The following is a 26695-nucleotide window of genomic DNA, read 5'->3' on the forward strand; positions in this document are numbered from 1 at the left end:
ACAAGCCCCCGCACGCGAAGCGCGCCCCCGTCACGTGACGGAGGCGCGCTTCCCAGGACGGGCGAGCTTACGACATCTTGTGCTCGTCCGGCCTGCTGGACACCTTGGCCGCCATCTGGTCAGCGGACTCCGCAGTCCTGTCCGCCTTCTCATTGACCCAACGTGAGGCATCGGAGGCGGAGTCCTTCATGTGCTCGGTCCACTGCTGTGCGTTGCGGCGGTAGAACATGTAGCCGATCGTTCCCACCGCGAGGCCGGTCAGCAGCACGAGCGTCGGCCAGCGCCGCGATCGCGTTGGTTTGGGGTCGATTCGCCGGGCCGCCGCGGTCAGCATCGAGCTGACCTTGGGAGCGACCTGCTCCTCGAACCCGTGCGCCGCGGACTCCAGCCGCGGCGCCGCCCAGTAGCGGGCGTCTTCGATACGCTGCGCCGCGACCACCTTGGCCTGGTCGGCCATGGGTGCGAGGCGCTGGCCGGTCTGAGCGGCCCGGGTCTTCATTTGACCCATCCACGTGGCGGGCATTTCTATGACCACGCGGCGTTTCTTCAGTGTCAGGGACACGACAACCTCCCCTGTCGTTGGGGCCCCGAGCCTGACCTTCCCTGGACAAGGCGGCTCAATCATGGCCGTCCGTGGGAGGATGGCTCGGTAGGCCGAAAGGCCATAGTCCTCAAAACACCACAATTCCAACCCTGTGCATAGAGGGGGGCAGCTGTCTCGTGGCTGAGAAGCTGATCGCTAACCTGCAGACCAATCACGGCAATATCAAGGTGGAACTCTTCCCCACCAAGGCTCCGAAAACGGTGCGCAACTTCGTGGAGCTGGCCGAAGGCTCCCGCCCCTGGACCCACCCGGGCACCGGCGAGAAGAGCACCGCGCGCTACTACGACGGCACCATCTTCCACCGGGTGATCTCCGGCTTCATGATCCAGGGCGGCGACCCGCTCGGCCAGGGCATCGGCGGCCCCGGCTACGAGTTCGACGACGAGATCCACCCCGAGCTGCGCTTCGACCGCCCCTACCTGCTGGCCATGGCCAACGCCGGGATCCGCATGGGCAAGGGCACCAACGGCTCGCAGTTCTTCATCACGGTCGGGCCGACCCCGCACCTCAACGGCAAGCACACCATCTTCGGTGAGGTCGTCGAGGGCCAGGAGGTCGTCGACGCGATCTCCAAGACCCGCACCGACGGCCGCGACCGCCCGGTCGAGGACGTCGTCCTGCAGTCGGTCACCATCGACCGCGTCCAGGCCTGACGCGATCCGCCCGTCCCCGGCCCATCAGGGGTCTGCTCACAGGACGGGCAGGGCCGCTTGCGCGCCTGCGCAGCCGGAGGGCCGTTCCCACGGTCGCTCCGGCCGCGCAGGGCAGCGGAGCGAGGTGAACCGCGACGGGCGCGTCACCCGCGCAGGGCGGCGGGACGAGCCGATCCGCGACGGGCGCGTCACCCGTGCGGGGCGGCCGGTTCGCGGGCTCACGCGGCATACCCCCGCAAGCCTTAGGCTTCGGTCATGACCAGCCAGCCGCCGAGCCAGCCCCCACAGCCCGAGCAGCCCGCTGAGGCCGTGCCCACGTGCTACCGGCACCCCGACAGGGAGACGTGGGTGCGCTGTCAGCGTTGTGAGCGCCCCATCTGCCCCGACTGCATGCGCGACGCCGCGGTCGGCTTCCAGTGCCCCGAGTGCGTCGCCGAGGGCAACAAGGCCATCCGCCAGGCCAAGTCCACGTTCGGCGGCGGCCTGGTGCGCACCCCGATCGTCACCTACGCCATCCTGGGGCTCATCGTCCTGGTCTTCGGAGCCCAGCTGCTCACGGGCGACGTGGTCACCGCCGAGCTGGCGATGTACGCCCCCGCAGTCGCCGCCGGCGAGTACTACCGCCTGCTCACGGCAGCGTTCCTGCACCAGGACTTCATCCACATCCTGTTCAACGGCTGGGCCATCTGGGTCATCGGCCCCTACCTTGAGCGCGCCTTCGGCCACGCCCGCTTCACGGCCCTCTACCTGCTCAGCGCCCTCGGCGGCTCGACACTGGGCTTCTGGCTCGACGCCGACCCGCTCCGCACCTTCACGCTGGGCGCATCAGGAGCCGTGTTCGGCATGTTCGGCGCGGTCTTCGTGGTCGGCCGCCGGCTCAACCTCGACGTGCGCGGCATCGCCGTGATCATCGCGCTCAACCTGGCCATCACGTTCGTGCTGCCCGCGTTCTCAGGTCTGCGCATCAGCTGGACCGGCCACGTCGGCGGCCTCGTCACCGGCACGCTCCTGGCCCTGGCGCTGGCCTACGCGCCGAAGGCCAACAGGGCGCTGGTGCAGTGGCTGGCGATCGCTGGAGCGCTGGTGCTCCTCGTGGCGCTCGTGCTGGTACGCGTCCCAGCGATAGCAAGCATGGTCGGCTGAGCTTCCCCAGGCTGTGGAAAAGACTGTGGAAAGAACTAACGCCAGCGGGTGGAAAGAACCACACCGAAGATGATGAAAACAAACCCGATCAGCAGGTTCCAGTTCTGGAGGTCGCTGAAGAAGGGAGCCTGCGGAGCGACGTAATAGATGGCGATCCACAGGATTCCGATGATCCACGCGGCGACCATCGTGGGAGCCAGCCAGCGGGGGCTGACCTTGACCTGCTGTGACCTCTGCGGCGGGGTGTAGACCGCCTTCTTGCGAGCCTTCGACTTGGGCACTGGGTAACTCCTGCTGAGGGCCTGGGCTTCCGGATCATCCGCAGGCTCTTCGGTAAGGGTAATTGAAGTGAGGCCCAGGATAGTCGCCACGCGCGTCGCATGGCGATCCCCGGGCCCCGCATCGTCGCCGAATACCCTGAGCGCATGCGGGCCGTGTTCCGGGCTCTCGGGGAGACCAGCATCACCGCGGGCCTGATCCTCATGCTGTTCTGCGCGTACCTGCTCTGGGGCACCGGCGCGTACACGCAGCGGCAGCAGCTGCTGCTCCAGCGCGAGCTGGCGGCCGAGAAGAGCCGCACGGCCCCGCCGGAGCCGAAGGCCGGCCAGGCGTTCGCGCTGCTGCGCATCCCGCGGCTGGGCCGCGACTACCGGTACGCGATCGTCGAGGGCGTCGGCGCCGACCAGCTCAAGAAGGGCCCAGGCCACTACCCTGACAGCGCGATGCCGGGCGAGGTGGGCAACTTCGTGCTGTCGGGCCACCGCACCACCTACGCGGCCCCGTTCAACGAGATCGACGAGCTCGAACGCGACGACGAGATCATCGTGGAGACCCGCGAGGCCCGCCACACCTACCGCGTCACCTCCCAGGACGTCGTGCGGCCCGACGAGGTCGAGGTGCTGGCCCCGGTGCCTGGCAAGCCCGACATCCGGCCCATCCGCGCCTTCATCACGCTGTCCACCTGCCACCCCGAGTACTCCGCCGCCGAGCGCCTCATCGTCTACGGCGTCCTGAAGCACAGCGAACCGCGCGAGGAGTGACATGTACGCCTGGCTCTGGCGCAAGCTGCCCGGCCGCCCTGCCGCCCGGCTGCTGACGGCCGCCGTGCTGGTGCTCGCCGCGGTGGCCCTACTCTGGTACGTCGTGTTCCCGCTGATGGAGCCGGCGGTGACACTCGATGAGGTGACGGTGAGGAAATGAGCCGCGTGCTGGTCGTGGACAACCACGACAGCTTCGTGCACACCATCGTGCAATACCTGCGCGAGCTGGGCGCCGAGTGCGACGTCCGGCCCCGCGACGACGTCTGCGTGCACGACGCCGACGGCTTCGACGGCGTGGTCGTCAGCCCGGGCCCCGGCACGCCCGAGGCGGCCGGCGTGAGCGTCCCACTGGTCCGCCACGCGGCGGAGACCGGCCGCCCGCTGCTCGGCGTCTGCCTCGGCCACCAGGCCATCGCGATCGCCTTCGGCGCCACCGTGACGCGCGCTCCCGAGCTGTTCCACGGCAGGACGAGCGACATCAGCCACGACGGCAGGGGCGTGTTCGAGCGCCTGCCGTCGCCGGTGCGCATGACCCGCTATCACTCACTGGCCGTGCTGCCCGAGAGCGTGCCCGCCGTGCTCGACGTGACGGCCCGCACCGCGGACGGGGTCGTCATGGGGCTGCGGCATCGCGAGCTGCCCATCGAGGGCATCCAGTTCCACCCGGAATCGGTGCTGTCCGAGCACGGTCACCGGTTGCTGGGGAATTGGCTGCAAAAAATGGTGTAACAAACGTCTCGCGTAGAGCGACGTACCAGTGAGCGTCCCCGCCGTTGCCCCCGAGCGGCGGGGGCGTTCCCATGTCCGGCCCCGCTCGCCGCGGGGCTTTCTCATGCGTGCAGCCTCTCACCGGCCTCAGCGAGCCCGGCAGCGCGAAAGCCGCCCCTCCGCGCAGGAGGGGCGGCTTTCAGCGTGTCTCAGCGGTTGCGCCAGCCGTCACCGTGCAGACCGCCGCCGAGGCCCTCGTCGCCGATCGGGTTGTCCGTCGGCGGCTCCTCCTCGTCCGTCGGGAAGTCGTCGGTCGGCTGGTCGTCCGTGGGGAAGTCGTCGGTCGGCTGGTCGTCCGTCGGCGGCGGCGCGGTGTCCTGGGGACCGGTGGACACCGTGATCGTGATCGTGGTGCCCGGCAGCAGCTTGGTGCCCTCACCCGGGTTCTGCTGCACGACGGTGCCCTCGGGCTCCTGCGCCGGTTGCTGGGAGACCTTGACCTTGAAGCCCGCGGACTTCAGCTGAGCCGTGGCGTCCTCCTGGGTGAGCCCGATGACGCTGGGCACCTCGCGCTGCTCCTTCGGCACGAAGAGGGTGACGGAGCCGCCCTTCTCCAGCTCGGCCCCGGGCTTGGGGTCGGTGGCGATGACCGTGCCCTGCTCCTTGGTGGAGTTGCGGGTCTTGATCACGCCGCGCAGGCCCACCTCTTCGAGGACCTTCTGGGCGTCCTCCGAGCTCATGCCGACGAGGCCGTCGGGCACCTTGATCTTCTCAGGGCCCTTGGACACGATCAGCTTGACCGTGGCGCCCTTCTCGACCGTGGTGTCGGCGGGCGGGTCGGTCTCGATGACCGCGCCCTTCTCCACGTCGGAGCTGGCCTTCTGCACGATCTCCGGCACCAGCCCGAGCTTTTTCAGCTCCGCTTCCGCGTAGGAGCGCTCCTGCGACACCAGCGACGGGATCGCCACCTTCGTGTCGGCCGGGGTGTCCTTCCCGCTGAAGACGACGTAGCCCACCGTGATGAACGCGCCGATGATGAGCAGCGGGATGACGATCCACAGGGCGGTCTTGACCGCGTTGTTGCCGCCGCCCGAGGCCCTGCGCCGGCCGCCGCGGCCGCCGCCCTCGTCGTAGTCGTAGTCGGGGATCGCGCTGGTGCGCTGCGTGGCCGGGCCGCCGGCCGCGTGCGTGGCGGTCATCATGCGGGTGCCCTGACCCATGGTGCCGGTCATCGCCATCGTCTGGGCGTCGGTCGGCATGCCGGACATCGCCCGCTGGATGTCGGCCCGCATCTCGCCCGCGCTCTGGTAGCGCTGGGCCGGGTCCTTCGCCATGGCCTTGAGCACGATGGCGTCGGCCCACGCCGGGATCTCGCGGTCGATCTGCGACGGCGGGATGGGCTCCTCGCGCACGTGCTGATAGGCGATCGCGACGGGGGAGTCGCCGGTGAACGGCGGCTGGCCGGTCAACAGCTCGTACAGCACGCAGCCGGTGGAGTAGATGTCGCTGCGCGCGTCGACCCGCTCGCCGCGGGCCTGCTCGGGCGACAGGTATTGGGCGGTGCCTATCACCTGCGCGGTCTGCGTCATCGTGGCCGCGGAGTCGGCCATCGCGCGGGCGATGCCGAAGTCCATCACCTTGACGTCGCCGGCGCGGGTGATCATCACGTTGGCCGGCTTGATGTCGCGGTGGACGATGCCGCCTCGGTGGCTGTAGTCGAGCGCCCGCAGGATGCCGTCGACCAGCTCGACCGCGCGCTCGGGCAGCAGCCGCCTGTCCTGGCGCAGCAGGTCGCGCAGCGTCCGCCCGTCGACGTATTCCATCACGATGTACGGCACGGGGGTGCCGTCGGTGACGTCTTCGCCGGTGTCGTAGACCGCGACCACGGCCGGGTGGTTCAGTGAGGCCGCCGACTGCGCCTCACGGCGGAACCGGGCCTGGAAGGTGTGGTCTCGCGCCAGGTCGGACCGGAGGGTCTTGATCGCGACTATGCGGTCCAGCCGGATGTCTCGGGCGCGATACACCTCGGCCATGCCGCCGCGCCCGACGACACCGTCGAGCTCGTAGCGACCTCCGAGTAGCCGAGGCTGAGTCATTTCCTGCACTGTCCCTTACCGTTCATCTTGGGTACCGGCCGGCTCGCGGGGCCGCCGGTGTCCATCATCGACCCCATGGCGCATCACGTCTCCTCTTTGGGCGGGTTTGTCTCACCCGGATCCGGCGTGGCGGTGGGTGTCGGTGTCGTCGGTGTCGTGGTGGGCGTTGGGGTCGGGGTGGGAGTTGGTGTCCGAGTGGTGGTCGGGGGCGGTTTCGTCGGCGTCGGCTTCTTGGTGGGAGTAGCCGACGTGCTTACCGTAGCCGACCGTGAGGGTATCGGCCTCGGTGTCCTCACCGTAACAACCGGGGGTCGCCGCGTGCTCTTCGTCTTCGACGGGCGGGGCTTCTGCCGGGTCGGCGTGGCCTTCACGGTAGGCGATTGTGACGGTTCGGCCACCTCGGGAGTCGCCTGCGGCCGCTGCGGATCGGCGAACGTGATGGCCGTCAGCCCCACCGCCGCCACGCAGCCCACCGTGGCCACCAGCGCGAGCGTCCGCGCGCCCCTGCGCCGCTTCTTCCGCGGGCCCTCCTGGAGGGTGGCCGGGTCGAGGTTGTCGGTGGCCAGCTCGTCCTCGGGGGACGGCTCGCGGACGCGGAAGCCCCCCGGGTCGGTCAGCATGCTGAGCTCGGCGGCGCCGTGCACCGCCCCCGCCAGCGACTCGCGCAGCACGTACGCCCGATCGGCCACCTCGATCGCCGACCCGGGCCGCTGCGCGGGCTCCTTGGCCAGCAGCCCCATGACCAGCTCGCGCACCGCGGCCGGCACGTCCGCGCCGAGCGGCGGCGGCTGCTCGTTGAGGTGCAGCAGCGCGATCGCCACCTGGCTGTCGGCACGGAACGGCGTGCGCCCCGCCAGGCACTCGTACGCCACCACGCCCAGCGAGTAGAGGTCCGTCGAAGGCGTCAGCGGGAAACCCTGCGCCTGCTCGGGACTGACGTACTGGGCGGTGCCCAGCACCGTGCCGGTCTGCGTCACCGGTGCCGCCTCCAGGGCACGCGCGATGCCGAAGTCGGTCACCTTGATCGACCCCTCGGGGGTGACCAGCAGGTTGCCCGGCTTGATGTCGCGGTGGATGATCCCGGCGGAGTGGGCCGCGTGCAGCGCCTTGGCGGTCTGGTGCACCACGTCGAGGGTCACCTCGGGCCCGAGCGCGCCGTTGCGCGCCAGGATGGCCGACAGCGGCTCGCCGTGCACCAGCTCCATGACGAGGTAGGCGAGGTCGCTCTGCTCACCGTAGTCGAAGATCTGCGCCACGCCTGGGTCGGCCAGCGCCGCGGTGAGCCGCGCCTCGTTCCTGAACCGCTCGCGGAACGTGGGGTCGGCGTAGATGTGGCTGCGCAGGATCTTCACCGCCACCTCGCGCCCGAGCAGCTCGTCGCGGGCACGCCAGACCTCTCCCATACCGCCCGTGGCGATGCGGGAGACCAGGAGGTAGCGGTTACGGAGCCGCATGACCCAGCAGGTTACCGTCACTCACTTGTTCAGCACCGCCTCCAGCACGGCCTTGGCGATGGGCGCGGCGGTGTGACCGCCGGTCGCCTCCGCCCCGACCTTGGCGGCGCCCGACTCGACGATGACCGCGAGTGCCACCTTCGGGTTCTCCGCCGGCGCGAAGCTGATGAACCACGCGTGCGGCGGCTGCCCGTCGAGGGTCTCCGCGGTGCCCGTCTTGCCCGCTACTTGGACGCCCGGCACCTGCGCGAGGTTGGCGGTGCCGTTGGAGACGACGCTCACCATCATGTCGCGCAGCTTGGCCGCCGTCCCGGAGCTGACCGCCGTGGTGAGCTCTTCGGGGTCGGCCTCGTCGAGGGTGTCGCCCTTGGAGTCGGTGACCTTGTCGACGAGGTACGGCTTCATCACCGTGCCGTCATTGGCGATGCCCGCCGCGATCATGGCCATCTGCAGCGGCGTCATCCGGTTGCTGCGCTGCCCGATCGAGGCCATCGCCACGGCCGCCTGGTCCTCCTTGGGCCCGAAGTCGCTCTGGGCGACCGGCATCGGCACGGCGACCTGCTGCCCCATGCCGAACTTCTCGGTCTGCTCCTTCATCTTGTCGTAGCCCAGCTCCATGCCGATCGAGCCGAACGGCGTGTTGCAGGATCTTTCCAGCGCGTAGACCAGCGTGACCTGGCCGCTGCCGCACGCGGCGCCGCCGTAGTTGGGCAGGCTGATGTTCGTGTTGGGCAGCGGCAGCCGCTGCGGCGCCTCGACCGTGGTCTCCGGGCCGCGCGAGTCGTCGTCCTCCAGGAACGCCGCCGCCGTCACGACCTTGAACGTCGAGCCGGGCGGGTAGGTCTGGGCGATGGTCCTGTTGAGCAGCGGCTGGCTCTTGTCCTTGGCCAGCTCGTCGTAGCGCTTGAACACCGCGGCCTTGTCGGTGCCCGACAGCTCGGTCGGGTCGTACGTGGGCAGCGAGACCATGGCGAGGATGCCGCCGGTCTTCGGGTCGAGCGCCACCAGGGCGCCGCGCTTGCCGCTCTTCCGCAGCGCGTCGTAGGCCGCCTTCTGGGCCTTGGGGTCGATCGTCAGGTCGACGTTGGCGCCCTTGGTCGGCTCGCCGGTGAACAGGTCGATGCTGCGCCGCAGCAGCAGGTCGGAGCTGGAGCCGTCGAGCAGCTTGTTGTGGGTCGACTCGATGGCGTCGGCGCTCTCGGGGGAGAAGAAGCCGGTGACGTGCGCGTAGAGCCTCGCGTCCGGATATTTCCGGATGAAGCGGAACCTGTTGTCGCCGGTGTCCACGGACTGCGCGATCACCTTGCCGCCCGCCGTGATGCGGCCGCGCTCGATCGCGTACCGGTCGAAGAAGTTCCGGGTGTTGCGCGCGTCGGATTGGTACTCCTCGGCCTTGACGGCCTGGAGCCAGTTCACGTTGATCATCAGGAGCGCGAACATGGCCAGCGCGGCCACCGCCACTCGCTTCAAGGTGCCGTTCATCGCTGGAACACCTGCGTCAGTCCCTCGTTCTGGATCGCCTGGGGTGGGGGGCGTCTGGCGGCATCTGACGTTCGTACCAGGAGAGCGATAAGGATCCAGTTAGCCAGCAGCGCCGAGCCGCCCTGCGACATGAACGGCGTGACCAGGCCGGTCAGCGGGATGAGGTTGGTCACGCCCCCCACGATGATGAACACCTGCCAGGCGAGGATGAACGACAGGCCGCCCGCGAGCAGCTTCGAGTAGGGGTCGCGGGCCGCGAGCGCGGTGCGCAGGCCGCGCTCGACGATCAGCGCGTAGATCATCAGGATCGCCATCAGCCCGGTCAGGCCGAGCTCCTCGCCGGCGGCGTTGAAGATGAAGTCGGAGAAGGCCAGCGGGATCAGCTCGGGGTGGCCCTGGCCGAGCCCCGTGCCGAGGATGCGGCCCGCGCCCAGCCCGAACAGGCCCTGCATGATCTGGTAGCTGCCGCCGAAGGGCCGGTCGTAGTACTCCTGGGAGCCTGGGTCGAGCCACACGTCGAAGCGGTCGCCGACGTGGGAGAAGATCTGGCCGGCGATGAACGCGCCGCCGACGAACAGCAGGATGCCGATCAGCACCCACGACGTGCGCTGCGTGGCGATGTAGAGCATCACCACGAACCCGCCGAACAGCAGCAGCGACGAGCCCAGGTCCTTCTGCAGCACCAGCACGCCGATGGCGACGGCCCAGGTGATCAGCACCGGGCCGAGGTCACGGGCCCGCGGCAGGTCGATGAAGAGCAGCCGACGCCCCGCCAGCGCCAGCACGTCGCGCTTGGCGACCAGGTAGCCGGCGAAGAAGATGACCAGCGCGATCTTCGCGAACTCGGCCGGCTGGATGGTGGCCGCGCCGAATCCGATCCAGATGCGGGCGCCGTTGCGCTCCTGGCCCAGGCCGGGGGTCAGCGGCGAGATCAGCAGGACCACGCCGATCAGCCCCGCCGTGTACGTCAGCCGCTGCAGCGTGCGATGGTCGCGCAGCACCAGCAGCGTCACGGCGAACAGCACGACCCCGACGCCGGTCATGATGATCTGGTTGGTGGCGGAGGCGCCGTCCATCTGGGCGTTCTCCAGCCGGTAGATCATCACCAGGCCGATGCCGTTGACCACGGTGACCAGCGGCAGGATCAGCGGGTCCGCCCAGGGGGCGAACTTCGCCAGCACCAGGTAGGCGGCCAGCATCAGGCCGCCCAGGCTGAGCCCGTAGGTCAGCATCCCGGCCGGGATCTGCCCGTCCATGGCCAGGCCCACGTTGGCGTAGGCGGCCATGACGATCACCACCGCGAGCGCGAGCATGACGAGCTGCGCCACGCGCCGCTTGGCCGGCATCGGGACGGGGGTGATGTCGACTTCGCTCATCTACTGCTGTCTCGTCTTGGACTTGGTGGCGGAGGCGGTGGCGCTGGGAGAGGCGCTCGCCTCCGTCTCGGGTTCCTTCTCTTCCGCGGACTTGTCCTGGTCGTCGAACGCCAGGCTGTTGATCTTGGTCATGCCCTCGGCCACGTTCGTGACGGGGATGCCGCTCCTGACCAGCGCCTGATCGGCCTCCGACAGCTGGGACAGCTGGCGGCCAGTGGGCTTGGAGACATGGAAGAGCTGGAAGGGACCCACCTCCTTCTTGACCCCCTGGAACACGACCACCTCGCCGCCCCTTGCACCGACGAAGAACTGGTCCTGAGTCCACTGGTAACCGAAGTAGCCGCCGACGAAGACGCCGACGGCTCCTACACCGAGCACGGTGACCAGCACGGGCCACGTCCGGCGACGCTTCCTCGAACGCCGGGACGAGGTCTCGGCGACCGGCTCAGCGAAATCGTCGTCGGAGAGCACCGGCTGGGGTGCGGTCACCGCGCCTGCTCGCCCCGGCGGGACGTCCTGCGGGCTCCCGTCGAGCCCGGCCATGCCCGCCGCGCCGACGATGGCGGCCTCCGCGGGCGGCTGCTGCCCGTCGGAGATCTCCAGCACGTCGGCCAGCACGCACGTGATGTTGTCGGGCCCGCCACCCCGGTTCGCCAGATCGATGAGCTGGCGGACGACCTCTTCAGGGTCGTCGATGTTGGTGAGCGTGGCATGCAGCGTCTCCGCGCTGACCACGCCCGACAGGCCGTCGGAACACAGCAGGTAGCGGTCGCCCACCTGCGCCTCGCGCAGCGTGAGATCGGGATCGACCTCGCCGCTGCCGTCGAGCGCGCGCAGCAGGATCGACCGCTGTGGGTGGGTGGCCGCCTCTTCCGGCGTGATGCGCCCGTCGTCCACAAGCTGTTGCACCAGCGTGTGGTCGTGGGTGATCTGGTAGAGCTCACCACGTCTCAGGAGATAGGCGCGCGAGTCGCCCACGTGCACCAGGGCGACCTGGGTGCCGTGCCAGAGCATGGCGGTGAGCGTCGTGCCCATGCCTTTGAGGCTGGGATCCCGCCCCACCATTTCGTGCAGCTTGCGGTTGGCGTCGCGTACCGCTGCCTCGATGGCGTTGAGCAGGTCACCCCCCTGTTGGGCCTCTTCCAGAGAGGCCATGGCGGCGATGGCGACAGAACTCGCCACCTCGCCGTGTGCATGCCCGCCCATGCCGTCGGCGACGGCGAGCAGGCGGCCGCTAGCGTACGCCGAGTCCTCGTTTCCTTCGCGGAGGAGGCCGACGTCCGAGCGGGCGGCGTAGCGGAGTGCGATGGTCATTTGCGCAATTCAATGACTGTCTTGCCGACGCGGATCGGAACACCGAGCGGCACCGGGGTCGGGCGGGTGACTTTTGAACGGTCGAGGTACGTGCCGTTGGTGGACCCAAGATCTTCCACGATCCATTGACCGTCCTGAGGAAAGAGCCGGGCGTGCCGGCTGGAAGCGTAGTCGTCGGTGACCACCAGCGTGGCGTCATTGGCCCGGCCAATGGTGATGGGCTGCTCCGTGAGGTTGATGGTGGTGCCCTGGAGAGGCCCACCCGTGACGATGAGCTGGCGTGGCTCGCCCTTCTTGCTCTTGGGCTTGGCCACGGGTTTGGCGGGCTTCATGGCCTTGCGGCCACCCGCCGGCGCGGTGCGTGAACCGAACAAGTCAGTCCGGATCACGCCGACTGCGGCAATGACGAAGAACCACAGCACCGCCAGGAAGGCGAGCCGGATCAGCAGCAGCGTGAGCTCGGACATGGACCGTCTGTCTACCCCTAATCGCGCCGGAACACCAGAGTCGTACGCCCCAGGGTCACTCGCGTGCCGTTCTGGAGCTCGATCCTGCGCACCGGCTGGCCATTGACAAAAGTGCCGTTCGTCGAACCCAGATCGACGAGAACCACATTCTGGCCCTCGACGCGCAGCTCCGCGTGATGTCGCGAAACTCCGGGATCGACGAGACGAAGATCGCAGTCGGTGCCCCTGCCGAGCAAGGTCACCGGAGTGGTGAGCTCGTAGGAGCGGTCGCCCTGCGGATCGTCCTGAGTGCTGACGAGCAGCCGCGGCCGCCCGCCGAACGCGTGTGGCCTCGACGGAGGCAGGTCGCTCGCCGGCTGGCGAATCTCGTCCTGCTCCACCGTCGCGCCGCGGATGACCCCCGAACGGATGCGGAACAAGCCCACAGCCAGATCGCCGGCGGTCTCGAAGCGAACCCGGACCGGTCCCACAAAGGAGTAGCCCTGTTCCTTGGCGTACTCCCTGGCGAGGTTGGCCAGCTCGTGGCTGATGCTGTCGGCGTAGACCTCAAGCCGTTCGGCGTCGGTCGTGGACAGCTCGACCACGAAGTCGTTGGGCACGAGCGTGCGACCTTGAGCGACGATCGCCGCACGCTCATCCATCTCCCGCTGAACCGCGCTGGCGACCTCGACCGGCTGAAGGTCAGATTTGAACGCCCGCGCAAAGGCTCCCTCAACCAGGCCTTCGAGCCTTCGCTCGAAGCGCTGAAGGACTCCCACCGGGTACCTCCCTTCCTCCGTGCATATGATCGCGGCCCCGTAGGCGCATCGGCGCCCGGTCTCCGCTCGTTCCACGTGACGGTGTCACAGGCGCTCGTCGGCAGCCACGCCCAGCTCCTCCGCTCCCGTGTCTTATGCGATCGTATCCGGGTTCAGTACCAGTGGCTGTTCCGTGCTAATGTTCTTTCCGCACCCACAAGGGCGGGTGGCGGAACGGCAGACGCGCACGGTTCAGGTCCGTGTGTCCGAAAGGACGTGAGGGTTCAAATCCCTCCTCGCCCACTCGTGTGACTGGGGGATCCTTGGTCGCAAGCCTTTCAGGCTTGCTCCCTCGGGTCCCCCTCGTCATGTCTGCCCGGGGGGTAACCCCCGGACCCCCAGCGGTTTTCGCTGGCGCTCCTGGGGGCTCTCGCCCCCAGACCCCCAGAGGTCGCTTTCGCTCCCTGGGGCCCTTCGCCCCAGGTCCCCGCTTGGTTTCGCGGGTTCCCCTTGGTGCTTTGCTTCCCTGGGTGTCTGGTTTTCTTGCTCACCCTGTCTAAGGGGTGCTGTTTGCGCAAGGGGATCTGGGGTTTCTTTTCGGGTTGAAGGTAGGGCCCGGTGGTTGCAAGGTACTTTCATCCCTCTCCGGGCCCTTTGTGTTCTACGTCACACTTGCTGTTCTGGTGTCCAGAAGTTCGCCTACCAGGTCGGTGAGGCTCACCATTCCGATGATTTTTTGGTCTTGGTTCGTCACCAGGGCCAAATGGGATCGTTGTTCCTGTAGGGCGGTCACCGCTTCAGGGACCTGTGTTGTGCAGGGTAGCTTCGGGAGCTTGCGTAGCAGGTCGCTTGCTCGACTGGCTGGTTTCAGCAGGGCGTCTCTTACGTGTAGCGCCCCTTCTACGCCGTTCGGGCCTTCCACCAGGAGCCTCAGGTGGGCGCTGCCCGCTGCTGTCTTCTTGATCTCTGCTGCTGTGGCGTCCTTCGTGACCTTCACTGCCTTGTCTATGGGGACCATCAGGGGTTCTATGCCCTCGTCGCCCAGGCGTAGGGCTCTGGTCAGGAGGTCGTGTTCCTCTCTGTCCAGGAGGCCCATGCGGCCTGATTCGCCTACCAGCATGGCGAGCTGACGAGGGGTTCTCGTCGTTGCCAGCTCGTCTCTTGGCTGGACGCCGAAGAGGTGGAGGATGCCGTTCGTCAGGGCGTTCAGGGTCGCCAGCAACGGGCGCATGACCGTCGTGAAGGCTCTGAACGGGAGGGTGAGGATCAGGGCCGCTCGTTCCGGGTGGGTCAGTGCCCAGCTCTTCGGGGCCATCTCCCCTACGACCATGTGGAGGAACGTCACCAGGGCCAGGGCGAAGGTCAGGGCTATCGGGAGGCGCAGTGCCTCTGGGATGCCCACCGCTGCGAACACTGGTTCCAAATAGTGTTCTATCGCCGGCTCGGTCACCTGGCCCAGGCCCAGTGTGCAGAGGGTGATGCCCAACTGGGCGCCTGCGAGCATCAGGGAGAGTTTTCTGCTGCCGCCTGCCGCTGAGCGGGCGGCCATTCTGACCAGGCGGTTGCCTGTCGCGCCTATCTCCTCCAGGCGGTGGCGCCTCGACGAGACGAAGGCGAACTCTGCTGCTACGAACAACGCGTTGAAGGCCAGTAGCGCGATGCTCAGGGCGATCATGCTCATCTGGTCGTCGCCTCCGCGTGTTTGAGCGGGGTCAGGCGGACCCACTCCGGGACCCGGCGGTGGAGGGACATGACTGTCAGCTCCGCCAGGGTTTCTTCCTGGTCGTCCGCGAAGAGGTCGGTGTCCTGGCTCATGGGGACGGTCACCTTGTCGCCCTGGTTCGGCATCCTGCCGAGCCTTGCCAGGACCAGGCCGGCCAGCGTGTCGTAGTCGTCGCTCTCCGGCAGCGCCAGACCCGTTGCTCGTTCGACCTCGTCCAGGCGCAGGTGGCCTGGGACCTCCCAGACCCCTCCTGGGTGTTCGACTGCTCCTTGGGGCTCGGGGTCGTTCTCGTCCACCAGTTCGCCCACCAGTTCCTCTGCCAGGTCCTCGATCGTGATGACGCCTGCCAGGCCGCCGTACTCGTCTATGACGCAGGCGATGTCGTCCCTGGCCGTGCGCATGCGGTCGAGGACCGCTGGGAGGGGCACCGAGTCCGGCACCAGGAGTGCCGGGCGGGTGATGGCGGCTATGGTGCCGGTCTCCACGCCCGTCGTCAGCAGCTCGCGTACGCCCGTCACGCCGGCCACGTCGCCCTCCTCCGTCACCACCGGGTAGCGGGAGTGGCCGCAGTCCTGCATGACGGCCAGCAGGTCGGAGATGGGTTGCGAGGCGCGGAGCACCACCACCCTGGGGCGGGGGACCATGATCTCCTCGGCCGTCCGGTCGCCGAACTCCAGGGCCCGCTCCAGGAGGTCGGAGAGCCGGGCGGGCAGCTCGCCCGCCTGGGTCGACTCCGCGATGATCCGGGACAGCTCTTCAGGCGTCGCGCCGTGCTCCACCTCCTCCACGGGCTCGATGCCGACCCGCCTGAGCAGGCCGGTGGCGGCCGAGTCGAAGAGCTTGACCACCGGGCCGACGATCGCGAGGTACACCAGCGTCGAGCGGGCCAGGAACTTGGCCACCTGCTCGGGCCTCGCGATGCCGAGGTTCTTGGGGGCCAGCTCGCCGAAGACCATCTGCACGACGGTGGCCACGAACACGCCGGCGGCCAGGGAGACCCCGGTGATCATGGCGTCGGGCAGGCCAAGGCCGGTCAGCCAGGGGCGGACGAGGACGGCGATCGCCGGCTCGGCCAGGAAGCCGACCAGCAGGGCCGTCACCGTGATGCCGAGCTGCGCGCCCGAGAGCATGAAGGACAGGCGGGAGGTGACCTGGAGCGCCCTTTCGGCGGAGGTGTCGCCGGCGGCGGCCTGCTCACGCAGGAGGCTGCGGTCGGCGGCGACGAAGGCGAATTCCTGGGCGACGAAGTAGCCGGTCGCCGCGGTCAGGAGCAGGAGGGCCAGCAGCCCGAGATAGGCGCTCACCGCGGTGAGCCCTCAGAGGAACCCGTGCCCGAGCACGGGCGAAGACTCCACGGGTCCGGATCGGACACGATCTTCCTTTCGATAGCGGTCGTCCATAACCGTAACGATGCTGGTGGCATCTATGTTTCCGCAGTGACTCTCCGCTGGTTCCGCGTACTTTTCCGTAGGAAATCCTTGGCGGAGCGTCTTCACTGGCGAGGGTTGGACGTAGCGTTTATGACAAACCGAAGGGAAGAAGGCGAAGTGTCTGAGGACGACCGGACGCGGGCTTACCGCTCGCCAGGCGACGGCCGCCCGCTGCCACCGCGGCCCGGTGACGGCCTGCGCTCTGGAGGCGCACCCGCGCACCGGATCCCGCCCGGAGGGCCGACGCCGCCAGGAGGGCAGGGCCCCGTGCCTGGGGCGGGAGCGCCCACCCAGAAGCTTCCCGCCGCCGCCCCAGAGGGCCCCGCAGAGGCTCCTCCGCGCAGGGGGTCCTCCAGGGTCTACGGGCGCGAGCGGGCCGGCGACAGCCCGGTCAGGCCGCTTCGCTCGCGGTCCGGTGGTCCCGCCGAGCCGCGGCCGCCCAAGGGGCCGCGTAAGAAGATCTCCGGCAAGGCGATCCTGTCGATCATCGCCGGGTTCCTGGTGCTGCTGCTCGTCGCCGGAGTGGGGTTGTTCTTCTGGGTCGACTCGCGGCTGACGGGCATCGATGGGGTGCTCGACGAGTACGAGGGGCGGCCCGCCGACACGCCTGGCACCAACTGGCTGCTCGTCGGCTCCGACAGCCGCAAGGGCCTGACCGCCGCCCAGCGCAAGAAGCTCGCCACCGGGCGGGCCGCGGGGCAGCGTACGGACTCGATGATGCTGCTGCACATCCCCGAGGGGAGCGACGCGCCCACGCTGGTCAGCCTGCCGCGCGACTCCGCGATCACCATCCCGGGCAGGGGGCGCGACAAGCTCAACTCCGCCTACGCCTTCGGCGGGCCCAAGCTGCTCGCCCGCACGGTCGAGAACGCCACCGGCGTGCACATCGACCACTACATGGAGATCGGCTTCGCCGGGTTCGTGGACATCGTGGACGCCGTCGGCGGGGTCGAGATCAACGTACGGGCCGCCGTCAACGACCCCAAGGCCGGGCTCAAGCTGAAGAAGGGCACCCAGGTGCTCACCGGCTCGCAGGCGCTCGGCTACGTACGCACCCGCAAGGGCGGCGCGCTGCCCGACTTCGAGCGGACCAAGCGGCAGCGGCAGTTCCTCAGCGCGGTCGTGAAGAAGGCCGCGAGCCCCGGGGTGCTGCTCAACCCGTTCACCGCGATTCCGCTGGCCGCCAGCGCGACCGACGCGGTCGAGGTCGACTCGGGCACCGGGGCGTTCACCATGCTGTCGCTGGGGCTCGCCATGGGCGACAGCCCGGTGACGACGGTGGTGCCGTTCGGCGGCACCGAGCGCGTGGCCAGCGGTGACGCGGTCAAGTGGGACAGGACGAAGGCGCTCGCGCTGTTCAACGCGCTGAAGGAGGACAAGCCGGTGCCCAAGGACGTTGTTGACGCCGGCTGACCCCGCGCCAGGCGGCTGACCCCGCGCCAGGTGGCGGCCACCGCGCTGATCGTGGCGGTGATGTTCCTTTCGTGATCGTCACGGTCAGCGCCCTGATGGCTTCGGTTTGGTGCGGCCGTACTCTGGGGGCATGCCCGAACTTCCCGAAGTCGAGTCGCTCACCCATTTCCTGCGTGAGCGGGCCGTGGGCCGCGCGATCGCGGGGATCGACGTGGTGGCCATCCAGGCGCTCAAGACGTTCGACCCGCCCGTCACCTCGCTCGGCGGGCTGACCGTCACCGGCGTGAGCAGGCACGGCAAGTTCCTCGACCTCGACTGCGACGGGCTGCACCTGATCATCCACCTGGCCCGCGCCGGGTGGCTGCGCTGGCGCGACGACCTGTCGGGGGCCAAGCCGGTGCGGCCGGGGAAGGGGCCGCTTGCCGTACGCGTGCGGCTGGCGCCCGACGACGAGGGCCTGGCGCCCGGGTTCGAGCTGACGGAGGCGGGGACGCAGAAGCGCCTCGCCGTCTATGTCACGAAAAGTCCGGACGAGGTGCCCGGCATCGCCGCCCTCGGCCCCGACCCCATGGCCGAGTCGTTCACCGTCGAGGCGCTCAAGCGCATCGTCGGCGGCAAGCGCACCCAGATCAAGGGCCTGCTGCGCGACCAGAAGGTGATCGCCGGCATCGGCAACGCCTACTCCGACGAGGTGCTGCACGCCGCCAAGATGTCGCCGTTCAAAGTCGCCGCGACGCTGACCGACGCGCAGATCGCCGACCTGCACGAGGCCATCGTGACCACGCTGCGCGACGCGGTCGAGCGGGCGCACGGGCTCGCGGCCAAGGACCTCAAGGCGGAGAAGAAGTCGGGGCTGCGGGTGCACAACCGTGCGGGGCAGCCGTGCGACGTGTGCGGCGACACGATCAGGGAGGTCTCGTTCGCCGACTCCTCGCTGCAGTACTGCCCGACCTGCCAGACCGGCGGCAAGCCGCTGGCCGACCGGCGCCTGTCCCGCCTGCTCAAGTAGGACATGCGCCCTTGGGCGTGTCCGGTGCACGGCCTCGGGCACGCCATGATGGAGTCATGACCGTTCCTGAGATCGAGGCCAGTGCCGTGCCCGCAGACGCTTACCTGCTCGACGTCCGCGAGCAGGACGAATGGCTGGCGGGCCACGCGCCGCAGGCCGTCCACATCCCCATGACGCAGATCCAGGGCCGGGTGGAGGAGGTCCCCGGCGACCGCACGGTCTACGTCGTGTGCCGGGTGGGCGGCCGGTCGCTGCAGGTCGCGGCGTGGCTCAACCAGCTCGGACGCGAGGCGGTCAACGTCGGCGGCGGCATGCAGTCGTGGGAGGCCGCGCGGAAGCCGATGGTCAGCGAGACGGGCCAGGAGCCTTTTGTGGCGTAAGTCGCCCACTATGGTGATTTGACTCTCTCTAAGGCAAAATAAGGGCGCAAACTATAGATCGTCGCGGGAGCTCGGGGTCGCCGGGCTGAGAGGGCAGCTATGCATCCGCTGCCGACCGCCTGAACCTGTCCGGGTAATGCCGGCGTAGGGAGTGTGCGATGTCGCACGGCGTCGAAGAAGTTCCGCTGACCCTCGAAGGCGAGGCGCCCAAGACCCTTGGCGTGCTCGATCAGGGCGCGCTCTGGGCCAACCTCGGGGTCAGCCTCCTCGGCTTCTCCGGGGCGCTGCTGCTGCTCGACCCGCTGGGCAACGCGCCGCTCACCCTGGCGGCGGCGCTGGTCGCCACCGTGGTGGGCAGCCTGATCGGCACCGCCATGGTGGGCCTGTCGGCCATTCCAGGCACCCGCACCGGCAAGCCGGCCATGGTGCTGCTGCGCGGGCTGTTCGGGGCCAGGATCTCCTACGTCCCGACGGTGCTGAACATCATCCAGATGATCGGCTGGGGCGCCTTCGAGCTGTGGGTGATCGCCAAGGGGGCCGGCGCCATCTTCCCGTCGGTGCCGTACCAGGTGTGGGTGCTCGTCGCGGGCGTGCTGACGACGGCCCTGACCGTCTGGCCGCTCGGCTCGATCCGGCTGCTGCGCCGCTACGTCACCGTCGGCGTCATCGTGGCGATGATCTGGTTCGCGGTGTTCTTCCTGCGCGATGCCCCCTCGCCCGAGGGCGGGAGCTGGACGGCCTTCCCCGCCGCCGTCGACTACGTGATCGCGCTGTCGGTGTCGTGGGTGCCGATGGCGGCCGACTTCGCCCGCCACTCGCGCTCGGGACGCGCCGCGTTCACCGGCGTGGTCGGCGGCTACACACTGGCCCAGGTGGCCTGCCTGGGGCTCGGCGTCTACGCGGTGGCCCTGGCGGGCGCGGACGGCGTGCTGGCCGACGCGACGTCGGTGTTCACGCCGTTCGTGGCGGTGCCGCTGGGCGCGCTGTTCTTCGGCATCCTGGTGCTGCGCGAGACCGACCAGTCCTTCGCCAACGTCTACTCCACCACGATGTCGCTGCAGAACCTCATGCCGCGGGTGGACCGCCGGATCCTCTCGACCGCCATCGGCGTGGTGACGGTCGTGATCGCCCTTTTCGCGGACGTCAACTCCTACGGCGTGTTCCTCGGCGTGATCGGCGCCGTGTTCGTGCCGATGTTCGGGGTGCTCGCGGTCGACTACTTCGTGCTGCGCCGCGGCGAGGGCTGGAACACCGCCGAGGACGCCCCGTCGCGCTGGCCGATGCTGGTGCCCTGGGCGCTGGGCTTCGCCGCGTACTGGCTGACCACCTCGACGCCGACCTTCCCGCAGTGGGACGCGCTCTGGACGGGCGTGCGCGAGGCGCTCGGGTTCGTGCGTCAGCCGTGGATGAACGGCGCGCTCGGCGGCGCCTTGGTGGCGGCGCTGGTCACGCTGCTCATCGGGCTCATCCAGCGGTCGCGCGCTGCTCGACGTTGAGCAGGTGCTGCTTGGCGGCGGCGCCGCCGGCGTAGTCGCCGAGCCCGCCGTCCTCGCGCAGCACCCGGTGGCAGGGCACGATCACGCAGACGGGGTTGGAGGCCAACGCGTTGCCGATCGCGCGCAGCGCGCGCGGCCTGCCGATGCTCTGGCCGATCTCCTCCAGCGTCGTGGTGGTGCCGTAGGGGACCGCCATGGTCTTCTGCAGCACCGTACGGGCGAACGGCGTCGCCAGCGTCAGGTCGACCGGCGTGGCGAACGTCCGCAGCCGCCCCGAGAAGTAGGCGTCGAGCTCTCTGCGCACCGGGTCGAGCCGCCGCGCGTCGGGCCCGATGAACCGCCCCACGTTCCGCGTGATCAGCTCGAACACGTCATTTTCCGCCTCGAAGCTGCACGCCGCGATGCCTTTGCCGGTCACCGCCAGCACCATCCTGCCCACCGCGCCGTCGTAGGTGCCGAACGCGATGTCGGGTGGTGTCTCACCCCGATAGGTGCTGGAGGTCACCCGCAGCAGGGCATCGAGATCGTTGCTCGACATACCCCTCACCCTCCCACCTGCCGGGAATCACCGTGACCGCAGCGTATCGGACGGATCGCCCGACGCACCCACCGCGCCACGTGCACTATGGAGTAGTGGGGGACGAATGGGCCGGTAGTGACGATGAGATCGCTCGTGCGGCGCTCGCCAGCTCGCCCAATGCCATCGTGGCGCTCGATCGCGACCAGAGCGTGCTGGTGTGGAACGCCGCCGCCGAGCGCATGTTCGGCTGGAGCGCCGACGAGCTGCTCGGCCGCCGGGCGCCGATCGTGCCGGACGAGCTGGGCGCCGAGCACAACGCGGTGCTGGAGCGCGTACGTACGGGAGAGCCCGTGTCGCTGCGCACCAAGCGCCTCCACGCCGACGGCCGGGTGCTCGACCTGCGGGTGGACATCAGCGCCCTGCGCCTCGGCAGCGCCGTCGCCGGTTACGTGTGCGCCTACCACCCGGCCAGGGCCGACGAGATGGCCGAGCACCGCATGGCGCGCCGCGCCCGGCTGGTCGCCCGCCTCACCGACGTCGTGGGGGACATCAACTCCGACCTTGAGCTGTCGGCCGTGCTCGACCGCATCTCGGCCAGCCTGACCGAGCTGACCGGGGCGGACGCGGGCGGGTTCGTGCTCATCGAGGGCGAGCGGCTGCGGCTGGTCAGCACGTACGAGCTGCCGGAGGCGATCAGGGGCACCACCACCGACCTGCGGACGAGCCTGGTGGACAAGCTTTTACGCACCGGCAAGACCGTGATGCTGGAGTCCCACGGGCTCGACGACCTGGTGTGGGCCAAGCTCAAGGGCCTGCACACGATCGCGCTGGGACTCGCCGCGGTGGGCGGGCGGCCGTACGGCGCTCTCTATGCCTTGTTCGCCCGCCGCAACCCGGGGCACCTGGAGCTGGAGCTGCTTGAGCTGCTGGCCGGGCATGCCGGCATCGCGGTCGGCAACGCGGTCGCCTACCAGGAGGCGGTGCGGCAGCGGGCCCATGAGCGGGCCGTGTTCGACGCCAGCGCCGACGGCATCGCCGTGCTCGACCAGGACGGCCTCGTGGTGCGCTGGAACCCGGCCGCCGCCGAGCTGACCGCGCTGCCCGCTGAGTCCGTGATCGGCGGCCCGCCGCCGTTCCCGCTGCCCAAGGCGGGCGAGAAGGGCACCTTCCAGCTCGACAACGGGCGCTGGCTCGACGTGGTGAGCGCGCAGATCGAGGAGACCGGCGAGGTGGTCGTCGACTTCCGCGACGTGACCGCCGCCAAGGAGCTGGAGGAGGCCAAGGACCTGTTCCTCGCCACGACCAGCCACGAGCTGCGCACGCCGATCACCATCGTGCGGGGCTTCGCCAGCACGCTCGACTCGCGCTGGGACGACATGAGCGACCCCGCGCGCCGCTCGGCCGTGCACACGATCGCCGAGCGTGCGAAGTCGCTGGGCGTGCTCATGGACCACCTGCTGCTGGGCGCGCGGGCCGGCGCGGACGAGCTCAAGGTGCGCATCGAGGAGTTCGACCTGGGGGAGCGCATCGTGGCGGCCACGCTGGGGCTGCCCGAGCTGTCGGACCGGCACCGGGTCGAGGTGGACGTGCCCGAGGGGCTGCCGTACGTGCTGGGCGACGCGCTGGCCACCGACATCCTGCTCGGGCAGCTGCTGGAGAACGCGTTCAAGTACTCGCCCAAGGGCGGACTGATCAGCGTGGCGGCCTGGCCGGAGGACGACAACGTGGTCGTCGTCGTGGACGACGAGGGCGTCGGAATCGCCCCGCCTGACCGTGAGCGGATTTTTGAACGCTTCGTCCAGGTGGACAGCGGCGACCGGAGACGGTTTGGTGGAGTGGGGCTCGGTCTCTACATCGTCCGCAGTCTCGCCAGGGCACAGGGAGGAGATGTCAGCGCTCATTCGCGACCAGGAGGAGGCACCAGAATGCGGCTCGTGCTGAGGGGCTCTTCCACTATCGGATCCGACACACCGATGCGGTAACGAGGTGGTCACGGTTGCGCTGATCTATCTTCCAATGTGTACAAGCTGTGATCGAGATGCGGTTTCTGGGATCGAGTAACGGGGCATTTCGGTCGTACCGGGGAGTGTTCCCGCGGGGGGCACAGGGAACGGGGAGGTGGGTGTGTCAAGCGTGGTGCTGCTGCCGTACGCGCCGTCCAGCGTCGCCGTCGCCCGCCAGCGTCTGAGCACTGATCTGCAGGACAGTGGGGTCTTCACCGCGGCCATCGACGATGCCGTGCTCGTCGTGAGCGAGCTTCTGAGCAACGCGCTGCGGCACGCTCATCCGCTGCCGTCGGGCATGGTGCGGGTGGCGTGGCTGCGCAGTGACGATCACATCGAGGTGGCGGTCAGCGACGGGGGCGCCGCGACCGAGCCCCGTGCGGGCCGGCCGACGCTGTCCTCGCTCGGGGGCCGGGGGCTCGGCATCGTGGAATATGTCGCCGAGAGCTGGGGGGTGCGGCACGACGGCGACACGACGACCGTGTGGGCGATTCTGCCCGCGCCTAGCAAAAGTGTGAACGGGCAGGTCGCGGCCCTCAGAGAGGTCGGCTAGCCAGCACGGCGCGCTCGCTCACGGCCCACGCCGTCGAGACGAGCAGATAGAGGCCGGCGGCCAGCGGCAGCACGAGTACGGCCAGCGCCGAGCCGTACGGCAGCAGCCGCATGATCCGCTTCATCGCCTCCGGCTGCTCCTCGGCGAGCTTGATCTGCCGGGCCGAAAGCCAGGCCACCGCTGTGACCAGGGCGATGACCAGTACAAAGACCAAAACCGGGGCGCTGACCAGACCGAAATGGGCGACCACGCCGGCCGCCTGCTCCCCCAGCGGCGCCCCGAACAACGTGTGCCCCGCGAGCGCGGTCGGATGGGTGGCCACTCGGTACATCAGCCACAGGAACGGCAGCTGAGCCAGCATCGGCATGATCCCGGCGAAGGGTGACGTGCCCTCCTTGGCGTAGAGGGCGTTCAGCTCCTTGCTCAGGCGCTCCGGGTTGCGGCCGTGGCGCTCACGCAGCTCGCGGAGCTTGGGGGCGAGCCTTTCGCGGATCTTCGCCGTACGGGCCTGGCGGACGTTCAGCGGCAGCAGCAGAAGGCGTACGGCGAGGGTGAACAGCACGATGCCGAGGGCGGCACTGCCGCCGGAGACGTGAAGGACGAACGTGACGAGAGAATCGATCATGAGCCCTGTTCCCTGCTGGAAGGCATGATGACGACGGGCTCGCTCGTCATGGCCGAGGGAGCCCCGCTTCGACGAGGGCTCGCAAGGAAGCCCCGCGTCAGGAAAAGCGGGGCGCGCTTAAGGAGCGCGGGGGCGCGGCCGCCCGGCCGCGTCAGGGTCGCGCAGCCGCTGGAAGGCCGTGCGGCGCGCGTAGGACAGCGGGAAGCCCATGGGCTCCCCGAGAAGGACGGGCAGCAGCGCGGCCGCCCACGTGACCAGCAGCAGGATCGCCATCATGGTGATCCCCACCAGCCACGGGTCGAACAGCAGCTGCATCAGCTGGAGCGGGACGTCTTACCGACGACGGTGACCGCGACGAACACGACCAGGGCGATCACACCGATGATCAAGGCAAGCTTGATCAGACCCACCAGCATCGGCAGGATGAAGGTGAAGAGCACGAAGAGACCCAGCAAGGTCCCCAGAACGAGCATCACGACTTTACCCATGCGCCCACCGTACGTCCTCGGGGCATGATCCGCGACCCTTACGAAGCCATGACGTACCGGCCGGTTCCGGGCGGCGGGCCGTACCGTGAAGGCGTGAACACGCGCATCCTGGTGGTGGATGACGATCCCACGGTGTCCGAGGTCGTGGCGCGCTATCTGGAGCGCGACGGGCACGAGGTGGAGTGCGTCGGCGACGGCGCCGAGGCGCTGCGCAGGGCCCTGGCCCATCCGCCCGACCTCATGGTCCTCGACCTCATGCTGCCCAAGATCGACGGCCTCCAGGTGTGCCGGCGGCTGCGGGAGCGCTGGCCGGTGCCCGTGATCATGCTGACCGCGCTCGGTGAGGAGATCGACCGGGTCGTCGGTCTCGAGACCGGCGCAGACGACTACGTCACCAAGCCGTTCAGCCCCCGCGAGCTGGCGCTGCGCGTCCAGTCGGTGCTGCGGCGGGCGCGCGGGGCCTCCGTCACCGGCGGCACCGGCGTGCTGCGCGACGGCGACCTGCTGGTGGACGTCGGTGCCCACGAGGTACGCCTGCGCGGCGAGGAGGTGCTGCTGACCGCCCGCGAGTTCGACCTGCTCGCCTACCTCATGCGCAACCCGCGCCAGGCCTTCAGCCGCTCCGCGCTGCTCAACCAGGTCTGGGGATGGTCGTTCGGCGACTCGTCCACGGTGACCGTCCACGTACGGCGGCTGCGGGAGAAGATCGAGCCCGACCCGACAGAACCGCGCAGGATCGTCACGGTGTGGGGGGTCGGCTACCGCTACGAGCCTTTGGACGGCCTCTGATGCCGCGGCCCGGCGACCTGCCCATGGTCATGGCCGTCACGGCCGGGCTGGGCCTGCTCATCGCGCTGGCGGGCGTCTGGCTGATGGGGCGGCTGCGCACGCGGTCGATCGGCGTGGCCATGGCCGTCGTCGTGGTGGTCGCGGTGGCGGCCACGCTGGCGGGCGTGGTGGCGATCATCAACAAGATGATCATCGAGGGGCCGACCAAGGACTTCGTGCTCAGCGTGGTGGCGGTCGGGGGGCTCGTGGGGTTGGGAGTGGCGTTCGTCCTGGCCCGGCGGGTCGTTCAGGAGAGCAGGCGGTTGGTGGCCGCCGTACGCGACCTGCCGTTCGTCGCGCCGACCGGGCTCCCGGCCGAGCTGCAGACGATCGCCAACACCCTGGAGGAGGCGTACGCGCGGGAGCGGGCCCTGGAAGGGGCGCGGCGTGAGCTGGTGGCGTGGGTGAGCCACGACCTGCGTACGCCGCTGGCCGGCATGCGGGCCATGGCCGAGGCGCTCGAGGACGGCGTGGTGACCGACCCCGAGACGGTCACCCGCTACCACGGGCAGATCAAGCTGGAGGTGGAGCGGCTGTCGGCGATGGTGGACGACCTGTTCGAGCTGTCGCGCATCCACGCGGGGGCGCTGCGGCTGTCACGGTCGCGGATCGGGCTCGCCGACCTGGTCGCCGACACGCTGGCCGGGGCCGAGCCGCTCGCCAGGGCCAAGGGGGTGGTGCTCACCGCCGAGGCCGCCGCGGCCGTGCCCGTGGAGGCCGACGCGGGGGCTCTGGGGCGGGCGCTGCGCAACCTCGTGACCAACGCCATCCGGCACACGCCGTCCGACCGGCCCGTGGTGCTCAGGGCCGCTGTCGAGCGGGGGATGGCCTGTCTGTCGGTCACCGACTGCTGCGGAGGGATCCCCGAGGAGGATCTGCCCCGGGTGTTCGAGGTCGCCTTCCGGGGGGAGGCCGCGCGTACGCCCAGCGCGGACGGCGGGGCCGGGCTGGGGCTGGCCATCGCGCAGGGGATCGTGGAGGCGCACGACGGGGAGATCGGCGTGGTCAACGACGGGCCGGGGTGCCGGTTCGAGATCCGGCTGCCCCTGGTCGGCTGACATCGGCTCTGTGGAGGCACGTGCTCGCTGCGTACCGGTGTGCCCGCGTACGTGCCTACCCGCGTGCGTACGTGCGTGCGGGGCTGTTCGCGTGC

At 69.4% G+C, this 26695-nt stretch carries 28 protein-coding genes, 1 tRNA gene and 1 riboswitch; of the genes, 14 read left to right on the top strand and 15 right to left on the bottom strand.

What is annotated here, in order from left to right:
• Positions 1 to 67: 67 nt before the first annotated feature.
• Positions 68 to 562, bottom strand: coding sequence for a YtxH domain-containing protein (locus ABZW11_RS13525; RefSeq protein WP_355415999.1), 495 nt, complete (start codon positions 560 to 562; stop codon positions 68 to 70).
• A gap of 158 nt (positions 563 to 720) precedes the next feature.
• Between ABZW11_RS13525 and ABZW11_RS13530 the strand changes: the two genes are divergently transcribed.
• Positions 721 to 1257, top strand: a complete 537-nt coding sequence (locus ABZW11_RS13530; protein ID WP_355416001.1) for a peptidylprolyl isomerase — start codon at positions 721 to 723, stop codon at positions 1255 to 1257.
• A 255-nt stretch (positions 1258 to 1512) separates the two neighbouring features.
• Positions 1513 to 2400, top strand: coding sequence for a rhomboid family intramembrane serine protease (locus ABZW11_RS13535; RefSeq protein ID WP_355416003.1), 888 nt, complete (start codon positions 1513 to 1515; stop codon positions 2398 to 2400).
• A gap of 35 nt (positions 2401 to 2435) precedes the next feature.
• Here the strand turns inward: ABZW11_RS13535 and ABZW11_RS13540 are convergent, their stop codons facing one another.
• The gene (locus tag ABZW11_RS13540; protein ID WP_148442372.1) at positions 2436 to 2681 is read right to left on the bottom strand and encodes a cell division protein CrgA; all 246 of its coding nucleotides are present in this window, start codon (positions 2679 to 2681) and stop codon (positions 2436 to 2438) included.
• A gap of 99 nt (positions 2682 to 2780) precedes the next feature.
• On the opposite strand from ABZW11_RS13540, the gene ABZW11_RS13545 reads away from it, so the two are divergent.
• The 3 genes from ABZW11_RS13545 to ABZW11_RS13555 are packed head-to-tail and all read left to right on the top strand — an operon-like array spanning position 2781 to position 4169.
• Complete coding sequence (locus tag ABZW11_RS13545) at positions 2781 to 3440, top strand: class E sortase (RefSeq protein ID WP_355416005.1); 660 nt, start codon at positions 2781 to 2783, stop codon at positions 3438 to 3440.
• 1 nt (position 3441) lies between these two features.
• The gene (locus tag ABZW11_RS13550) at positions 3442 to 3600 is read left to right on the top strand and encodes a hypothetical protein (protein WP_355416007.1); all 159 of its coding nucleotides are present in this window, start codon (positions 3442 to 3444) and stop codon (positions 3598 to 3600) included.
• Positions 3597 to 4169, top strand: a complete 573-nt coding sequence (locus ABZW11_RS13555; RefSeq protein WP_355416009.1) for a gamma-glutamyl-gamma-aminobutyrate hydrolase family protein — start codon at positions 3597 to 3599, stop codon at positions 4167 to 4169. The genes ABZW11_RS13550 and ABZW11_RS13555 overlap by 4 nt, the downstream gene beginning before the upstream one ends.
• A gap of 188 nt (positions 4170 to 4357) precedes the next feature.
• Here the strand turns inward: ABZW11_RS13555 and pknB are convergent, their stop codons facing one another.
• The 7 genes from pknB to ABZW11_RS13590 all read right to left on the bottom strand — a co-directional run bounded on the left by pknB (position 4358) and on the right by ABZW11_RS13590 (position 13095).
• Positions 4358 to 6244, bottom strand: a complete 1887-nt coding sequence (gene pknB / locus ABZW11_RS13560; RefSeq protein ID WP_355416011.1) for a Stk1 family PASTA domain-containing Ser/Thr kinase — start codon at positions 6242 to 6244, stop codon at positions 4358 to 4360.
• 83 nt (positions 6245 to 6327) lie between these two features.
• A complete protein-coding gene (locus ABZW11_RS13565; protein ID WP_355416013.1) occupies positions 6328 to 7698 on the bottom strand; it encodes a protein kinase in 1371 nt (456 codons plus the stop codon).
• A gap of 21 nt (positions 7699 to 7719) precedes the next feature.
• Positions 7720 to 9180 carry a penicillin-binding protein 2 gene (locus tag ABZW11_RS13570; RefSeq protein ID WP_355416015.1) on the bottom strand — a complete coding sequence of 487 codons (1461 nt, stop codon included), beginning with the start codon at positions 9178 to 9180 and terminating at the stop codon, positions 7720 to 7722.
• A complete protein-coding gene (locus ABZW11_RS13575) occupies positions 9177 to 10556 on the bottom strand; it encodes an FtsW/RodA/SpoVE family cell cycle protein (RefSeq protein WP_355416017.1) in 1380 nt (459 codons plus the stop codon). Before ABZW11_RS13575 ends, ABZW11_RS13570 begins: the two co-directional genes overlap by 4 nt.
• Entirely contained in the window at positions 10557 to 11870 is a 1314-nt protein-coding gene (locus ABZW11_RS13580) for a Stp1/IreP family PP2C-type Ser/Thr phosphatase (RefSeq protein ID WP_355416019.1), read from the bottom strand.
• Positions 11867 to 12337 (bottom strand): FHA domain-containing protein, encoded by a 471-nt coding sequence (locus ABZW11_RS13585; protein WP_345393437.1) that lies wholly within the window; start codon positions 12335 to 12337, stop codon positions 11867 to 11869. Before ABZW11_RS13585 ends, ABZW11_RS13580 begins: the two co-directional genes overlap by 4 nt.
• A 17-nt stretch (positions 12338 to 12354) precedes the next feature.
• Positions 12355 to 13095 (bottom strand): DUF3662 and FHA domain-containing protein, encoded by a 741-nt coding sequence (locus ABZW11_RS13590; protein WP_345393439.1) that lies wholly within the window; start codon positions 13093 to 13095, stop codon positions 12355 to 12357.
• Between the two features lie 199 nt (positions 13096 to 13294).
• Between ABZW11_RS13590 and ABZW11_RS13595 the strand changes: the two genes are divergently transcribed.
• Positions 13295 to 13377 (top strand) — tRNA-Leu (locus tag ABZW11_RS13595).
• A 358-nt stretch (positions 13378 to 13735) separates the two neighbouring features.
• On the opposite strand, the gene ABZW11_RS13600 is transcribed toward ABZW11_RS13595, so the two are convergent.
• Together ABZW11_RS13600 and ABZW11_RS13605 are read right to left on the bottom strand one after the other, a co-directional pair.
• On the bottom strand, positions 13736 to 14755 hold the full coding sequence (locus ABZW11_RS13600) for a hemolysin family protein (protein WP_355416022.1): 1020 nt from the start codon (positions 14753 to 14755) through the stop codon (positions 13736 to 13738).
• Entirely contained in the window at positions 14752 to 16101 is a 1350-nt protein-coding gene (locus tag ABZW11_RS13605) for a hemolysin family protein (RefSeq protein ID WP_355416024.1), read from the bottom strand. The genes ABZW11_RS13600 and ABZW11_RS13605 overlap by 4 nt, the downstream gene beginning before the upstream one ends.
• A gap of 393 nt (positions 16102 to 16494) precedes the next feature.
• Between ABZW11_RS13605 and ABZW11_RS13610 the strand changes: the two genes are divergently transcribed.
• The 4 genes from ABZW11_RS13610 to ABZW11_RS13625 all read left to right on the top strand — a co-directional run bounded on the left by ABZW11_RS13610 (position 16495) and on the right by ABZW11_RS13625 (position 20525).
• Positions 16495 to 17640, top strand: a complete 1146-nt coding sequence (locus ABZW11_RS13610; protein WP_355416026.1) for an LCP family protein — start codon at positions 16495 to 16497, stop codon at positions 17638 to 17640.
• Positions 17641 to 17770: 130 nt separating this feature from the next.
• Positions 17771 to 18649 (top strand): DNA-formamidopyrimidine glycosylase family protein, encoded by an 879-nt coding sequence (locus ABZW11_RS13615; RefSeq protein ID WP_355416028.1) that lies wholly within the window; start codon positions 17771 to 17773, stop codon positions 18647 to 18649.
• 56 nt (positions 18650 to 18705) lie between these two features.
• On the top strand, positions 18706 to 19029 hold the full coding sequence (locus ABZW11_RS13620; RefSeq protein WP_355416030.1) for a rhodanese-like domain-containing protein: 324 nt from the start codon (positions 18706 to 18708) through the stop codon (positions 19027 to 19029).
• Between the two features lie 53 nt (positions 19030 to 19082).
• Positions 19083 to 19198: riboswitch (TPP riboswitch) on the top strand.
• Positions 19188 to 20525, top strand: a complete 1338-nt coding sequence (locus tag ABZW11_RS13625) for a cytosine permease (protein ID WP_355416032.1) — start codon at positions 19188 to 19190, stop codon at positions 20523 to 20525. It overlaps the preceding riboswitch by 11 nt.
• Here ABZW11_RS13625 and ABZW11_RS13630 read toward each other — a convergent pair.
• Entirely contained in the window at positions 20494 to 21063 is a 570-nt protein-coding gene (locus ABZW11_RS13630) for a methylated-DNA--[protein]-cysteine S-methyltransferase (RefSeq protein WP_355416034.1), read from the bottom strand. The genes ABZW11_RS13625 and ABZW11_RS13630 overlap by 32 nt on opposite strands.
• Positions 21064 to 21158: 95 nt before the next feature.
• On the opposite strand from ABZW11_RS13630, the gene ABZW11_RS13635 reads away from it, so the two are divergent.
• Positions 21159 to 23027, top strand: coding sequence for an ATP-binding protein (locus ABZW11_RS13635; protein WP_355416036.1), 1869 nt, complete (start codon positions 21159 to 21161; stop codon positions 23025 to 23027).
• Positions 23028 to 23169: 142 nt separating this feature from the next.
• Complete coding sequence (locus ABZW11_RS13640; RefSeq protein WP_355416038.1) at positions 23170 to 23601, top strand: ATP-binding protein; 432 nt, start codon at positions 23170 to 23172, stop codon at positions 23599 to 23601.
• On the opposite strand, the gene ABZW11_RS13645 is transcribed toward ABZW11_RS13640, so the two are convergent.
• The 3 genes from ABZW11_RS13645 to ABZW11_RS13655 all read right to left on the bottom strand — a co-directional run bounded on the left by ABZW11_RS13645 (position 23585) and on the right by ABZW11_RS13655 (position 24714).
• Positions 23585 to 24226: a membrane protein insertase YidC gene (locus ABZW11_RS13645; RefSeq protein WP_355416040.1), complete on the bottom strand. Its 642-nt coding sequence runs from the start codon at positions 24224 to 24226 to the stop codon at positions 23585 to 23587. The genes ABZW11_RS13640 and ABZW11_RS13645 overlap by 17 nt on opposite strands.
• A gap of 117 nt (positions 24227 to 24343) precedes the next feature.
• Positions 24344 to 24541 carry a DUF6412 domain-containing protein gene (locus ABZW11_RS13650; RefSeq protein ID WP_355416042.1) on the bottom strand — a complete coding sequence of 66 codons (198 nt, stop codon included), beginning with the start codon at positions 24539 to 24541 and terminating at the stop codon, positions 24344 to 24346.
• Positions 24541 to 24714 (bottom strand): hypothetical protein, encoded by a 174-nt coding sequence (locus ABZW11_RS13655; protein ID WP_345393484.1) that lies wholly within the window; start codon positions 24712 to 24714, stop codon positions 24541 to 24543. Before ABZW11_RS13655 ends, ABZW11_RS13650 begins: the two co-directional genes overlap by 1 nt.
• A 93-nt stretch (positions 24715 to 24807) precedes the next feature.
• Between ABZW11_RS13655 and ABZW11_RS13660 the strand changes: the two genes are divergently transcribed.
• Together ABZW11_RS13660 and ABZW11_RS13665 are read left to right on the top strand one after the other, a co-directional pair.
• Positions 24808 to 25503 (top strand): response regulator transcription factor, encoded by a 696-nt coding sequence (locus ABZW11_RS13660; RefSeq protein ID WP_355416044.1) that lies wholly within the window; start codon positions 24808 to 24810, stop codon positions 25501 to 25503.
• On the top strand, positions 25503 to 26600 hold the full coding sequence (locus tag ABZW11_RS13665; RefSeq protein WP_355416046.1) for a HAMP domain-containing sensor histidine kinase: 1098 nt from the start codon (positions 25503 to 25505) through the stop codon (positions 26598 to 26600). The genes ABZW11_RS13660 and ABZW11_RS13665 overlap by 1 nt, the downstream gene beginning before the upstream one ends.
• Positions 26601 to 26695 lie beyond the last annotated feature (95 nt).

Origin of the sequence: Nonomuraea sp. NPDC004580, from assembly GCF_040609855.1 — a bacterium.
Lineage (GTDB): Bacteria > Actinomycetota > Actinomycetes > Streptosporangiales > Streptosporangiaceae > Nonomuraea > Nonomuraea salmonea.

Excerpts from the sequence above, each read along its gene's own strand:
- ABZW11_RS13535 (WP_355416003.1), top strand. The coding sequence starts at position 1,513 with ATGACCAGCCAGCCGCCGAGCCAGCCCCCACAGCCCGAGCAGCCCGCT.
- ABZW11_RS13545 (WP_355416005.1), top strand. The coding sequence starts at position 2,781 with ATGGCGATCCCCGGGCCCCGCATCGTCGCCGAATACCCTGAGCGCATG.
- ABZW11_RS13550 (WP_355416007.1), top strand. The coding sequence starts at position 3,442 with ATGTACGCCTGGCTCTGGCGCAAGCTGCCCGGCCGCCCTGCCGCCCGG.
- ABZW11_RS13555 (WP_355416009.1), top strand. The coding sequence starts at position 3,597 with ATGAGCCGCGTGCTGGTCGTGGACAACCACGACAGCTTCGTGCACACC.
- pknB (WP_355416011.1), bottom strand. The coding sequence starts at position 6,244 with ATGACTCAGCCTCGGCTACTCGGAGGTCGCTACGAGCTCGACGGTGTC.
- ABZW11_RS13565 (WP_355416013.1), bottom strand. The coding sequence starts at position 7,698 with ATGCGGCTCCGTAACCGCTACCTCCTGGTCTCCCGCATCGCCACGGGC.
- ABZW11_RS13570 (WP_355416015.1), bottom strand. The coding sequence starts at position 9,180 with ATGAACGGCACCTTGAAGCGAGTGGCGGTGGCCGCGCTGGCCATGTTC.
- ABZW11_RS13575 (WP_355416017.1), bottom strand. The coding sequence starts at position 10,556 with ATGAGCGAAGTCGACATCACCCCCGTCCCGATGCCGGCCAAGCGGCGC.
- ABZW11_RS13580 (WP_355416019.1), bottom strand. The coding sequence starts at position 11,870 with ATGACCATCGCACTCCGCTACGCCGCCCGCTCGGACGTCGGCCTCCTC.
- ABZW11_RS13585 (WP_345393437.1), bottom strand. The coding sequence starts at position 12,337 with ATGTCCGAGCTCACGCTGCTGCTGATCCGGCTCGCCTTCCTGGCGGTG.
- ABZW11_RS13600 (WP_355416022.1), bottom strand. The coding sequence starts at position 14,755 with ATGAGCATGATCGCCCTGAGCATCGCGCTACTGGCCTTCAACGCGTTG.
- ABZW11_RS13615 (WP_355416028.1), top strand. The coding sequence starts at position 17,771 with ATGCCCGAACTTCCCGAAGTCGAGTCGCTCACCCATTTCCTGCGTGAG.
- ABZW11_RS13620 (WP_355416030.1), top strand. The coding sequence starts at position 18,706 with ATGACCGTTCCTGAGATCGAGGCCAGTGCCGTGCCCGCAGACGCTTAC.
- ABZW11_RS13625 (WP_355416032.1), top strand. The coding sequence starts at position 19,188 with ATGTCGCACGGCGTCGAAGAAGTTCCGCTGACCCTCGAAGGCGAGGCG.
- ABZW11_RS13630 (WP_355416034.1), bottom strand. The coding sequence starts at position 21,063 with ATGTCGAGCAACGATCTCGATGCCCTGCTGCGGGTGACCTCCAGCACC.
- ABZW11_RS13645 (WP_355416040.1), bottom strand. The coding sequence starts at position 24,226 with ATGATCGATTCTCTCGTCACGTTCGTCCTTCACGTCTCCGGCGGCAGT.
- ABZW11_RS13650 (WP_355416042.1), bottom strand. The coding sequence starts at position 24,541 with ATGCAGCTGCTGTTCGACCCGTGGCTGGTGGGGATCACCATGATGGCG.
- ABZW11_RS13655 (WP_345393484.1), bottom strand. The coding sequence starts at position 24,714 with ATGGGTAAAGTCGTGATGCTCGTTCTGGGGACCTTGCTGGGTCTCTTC.
- ABZW11_RS13665 (WP_355416046.1), top strand. The coding sequence starts at position 25,503 with ATGCCGCGGCCCGGCGACCTGCCCATGGTCATGGCCGTCACGGCCGGG.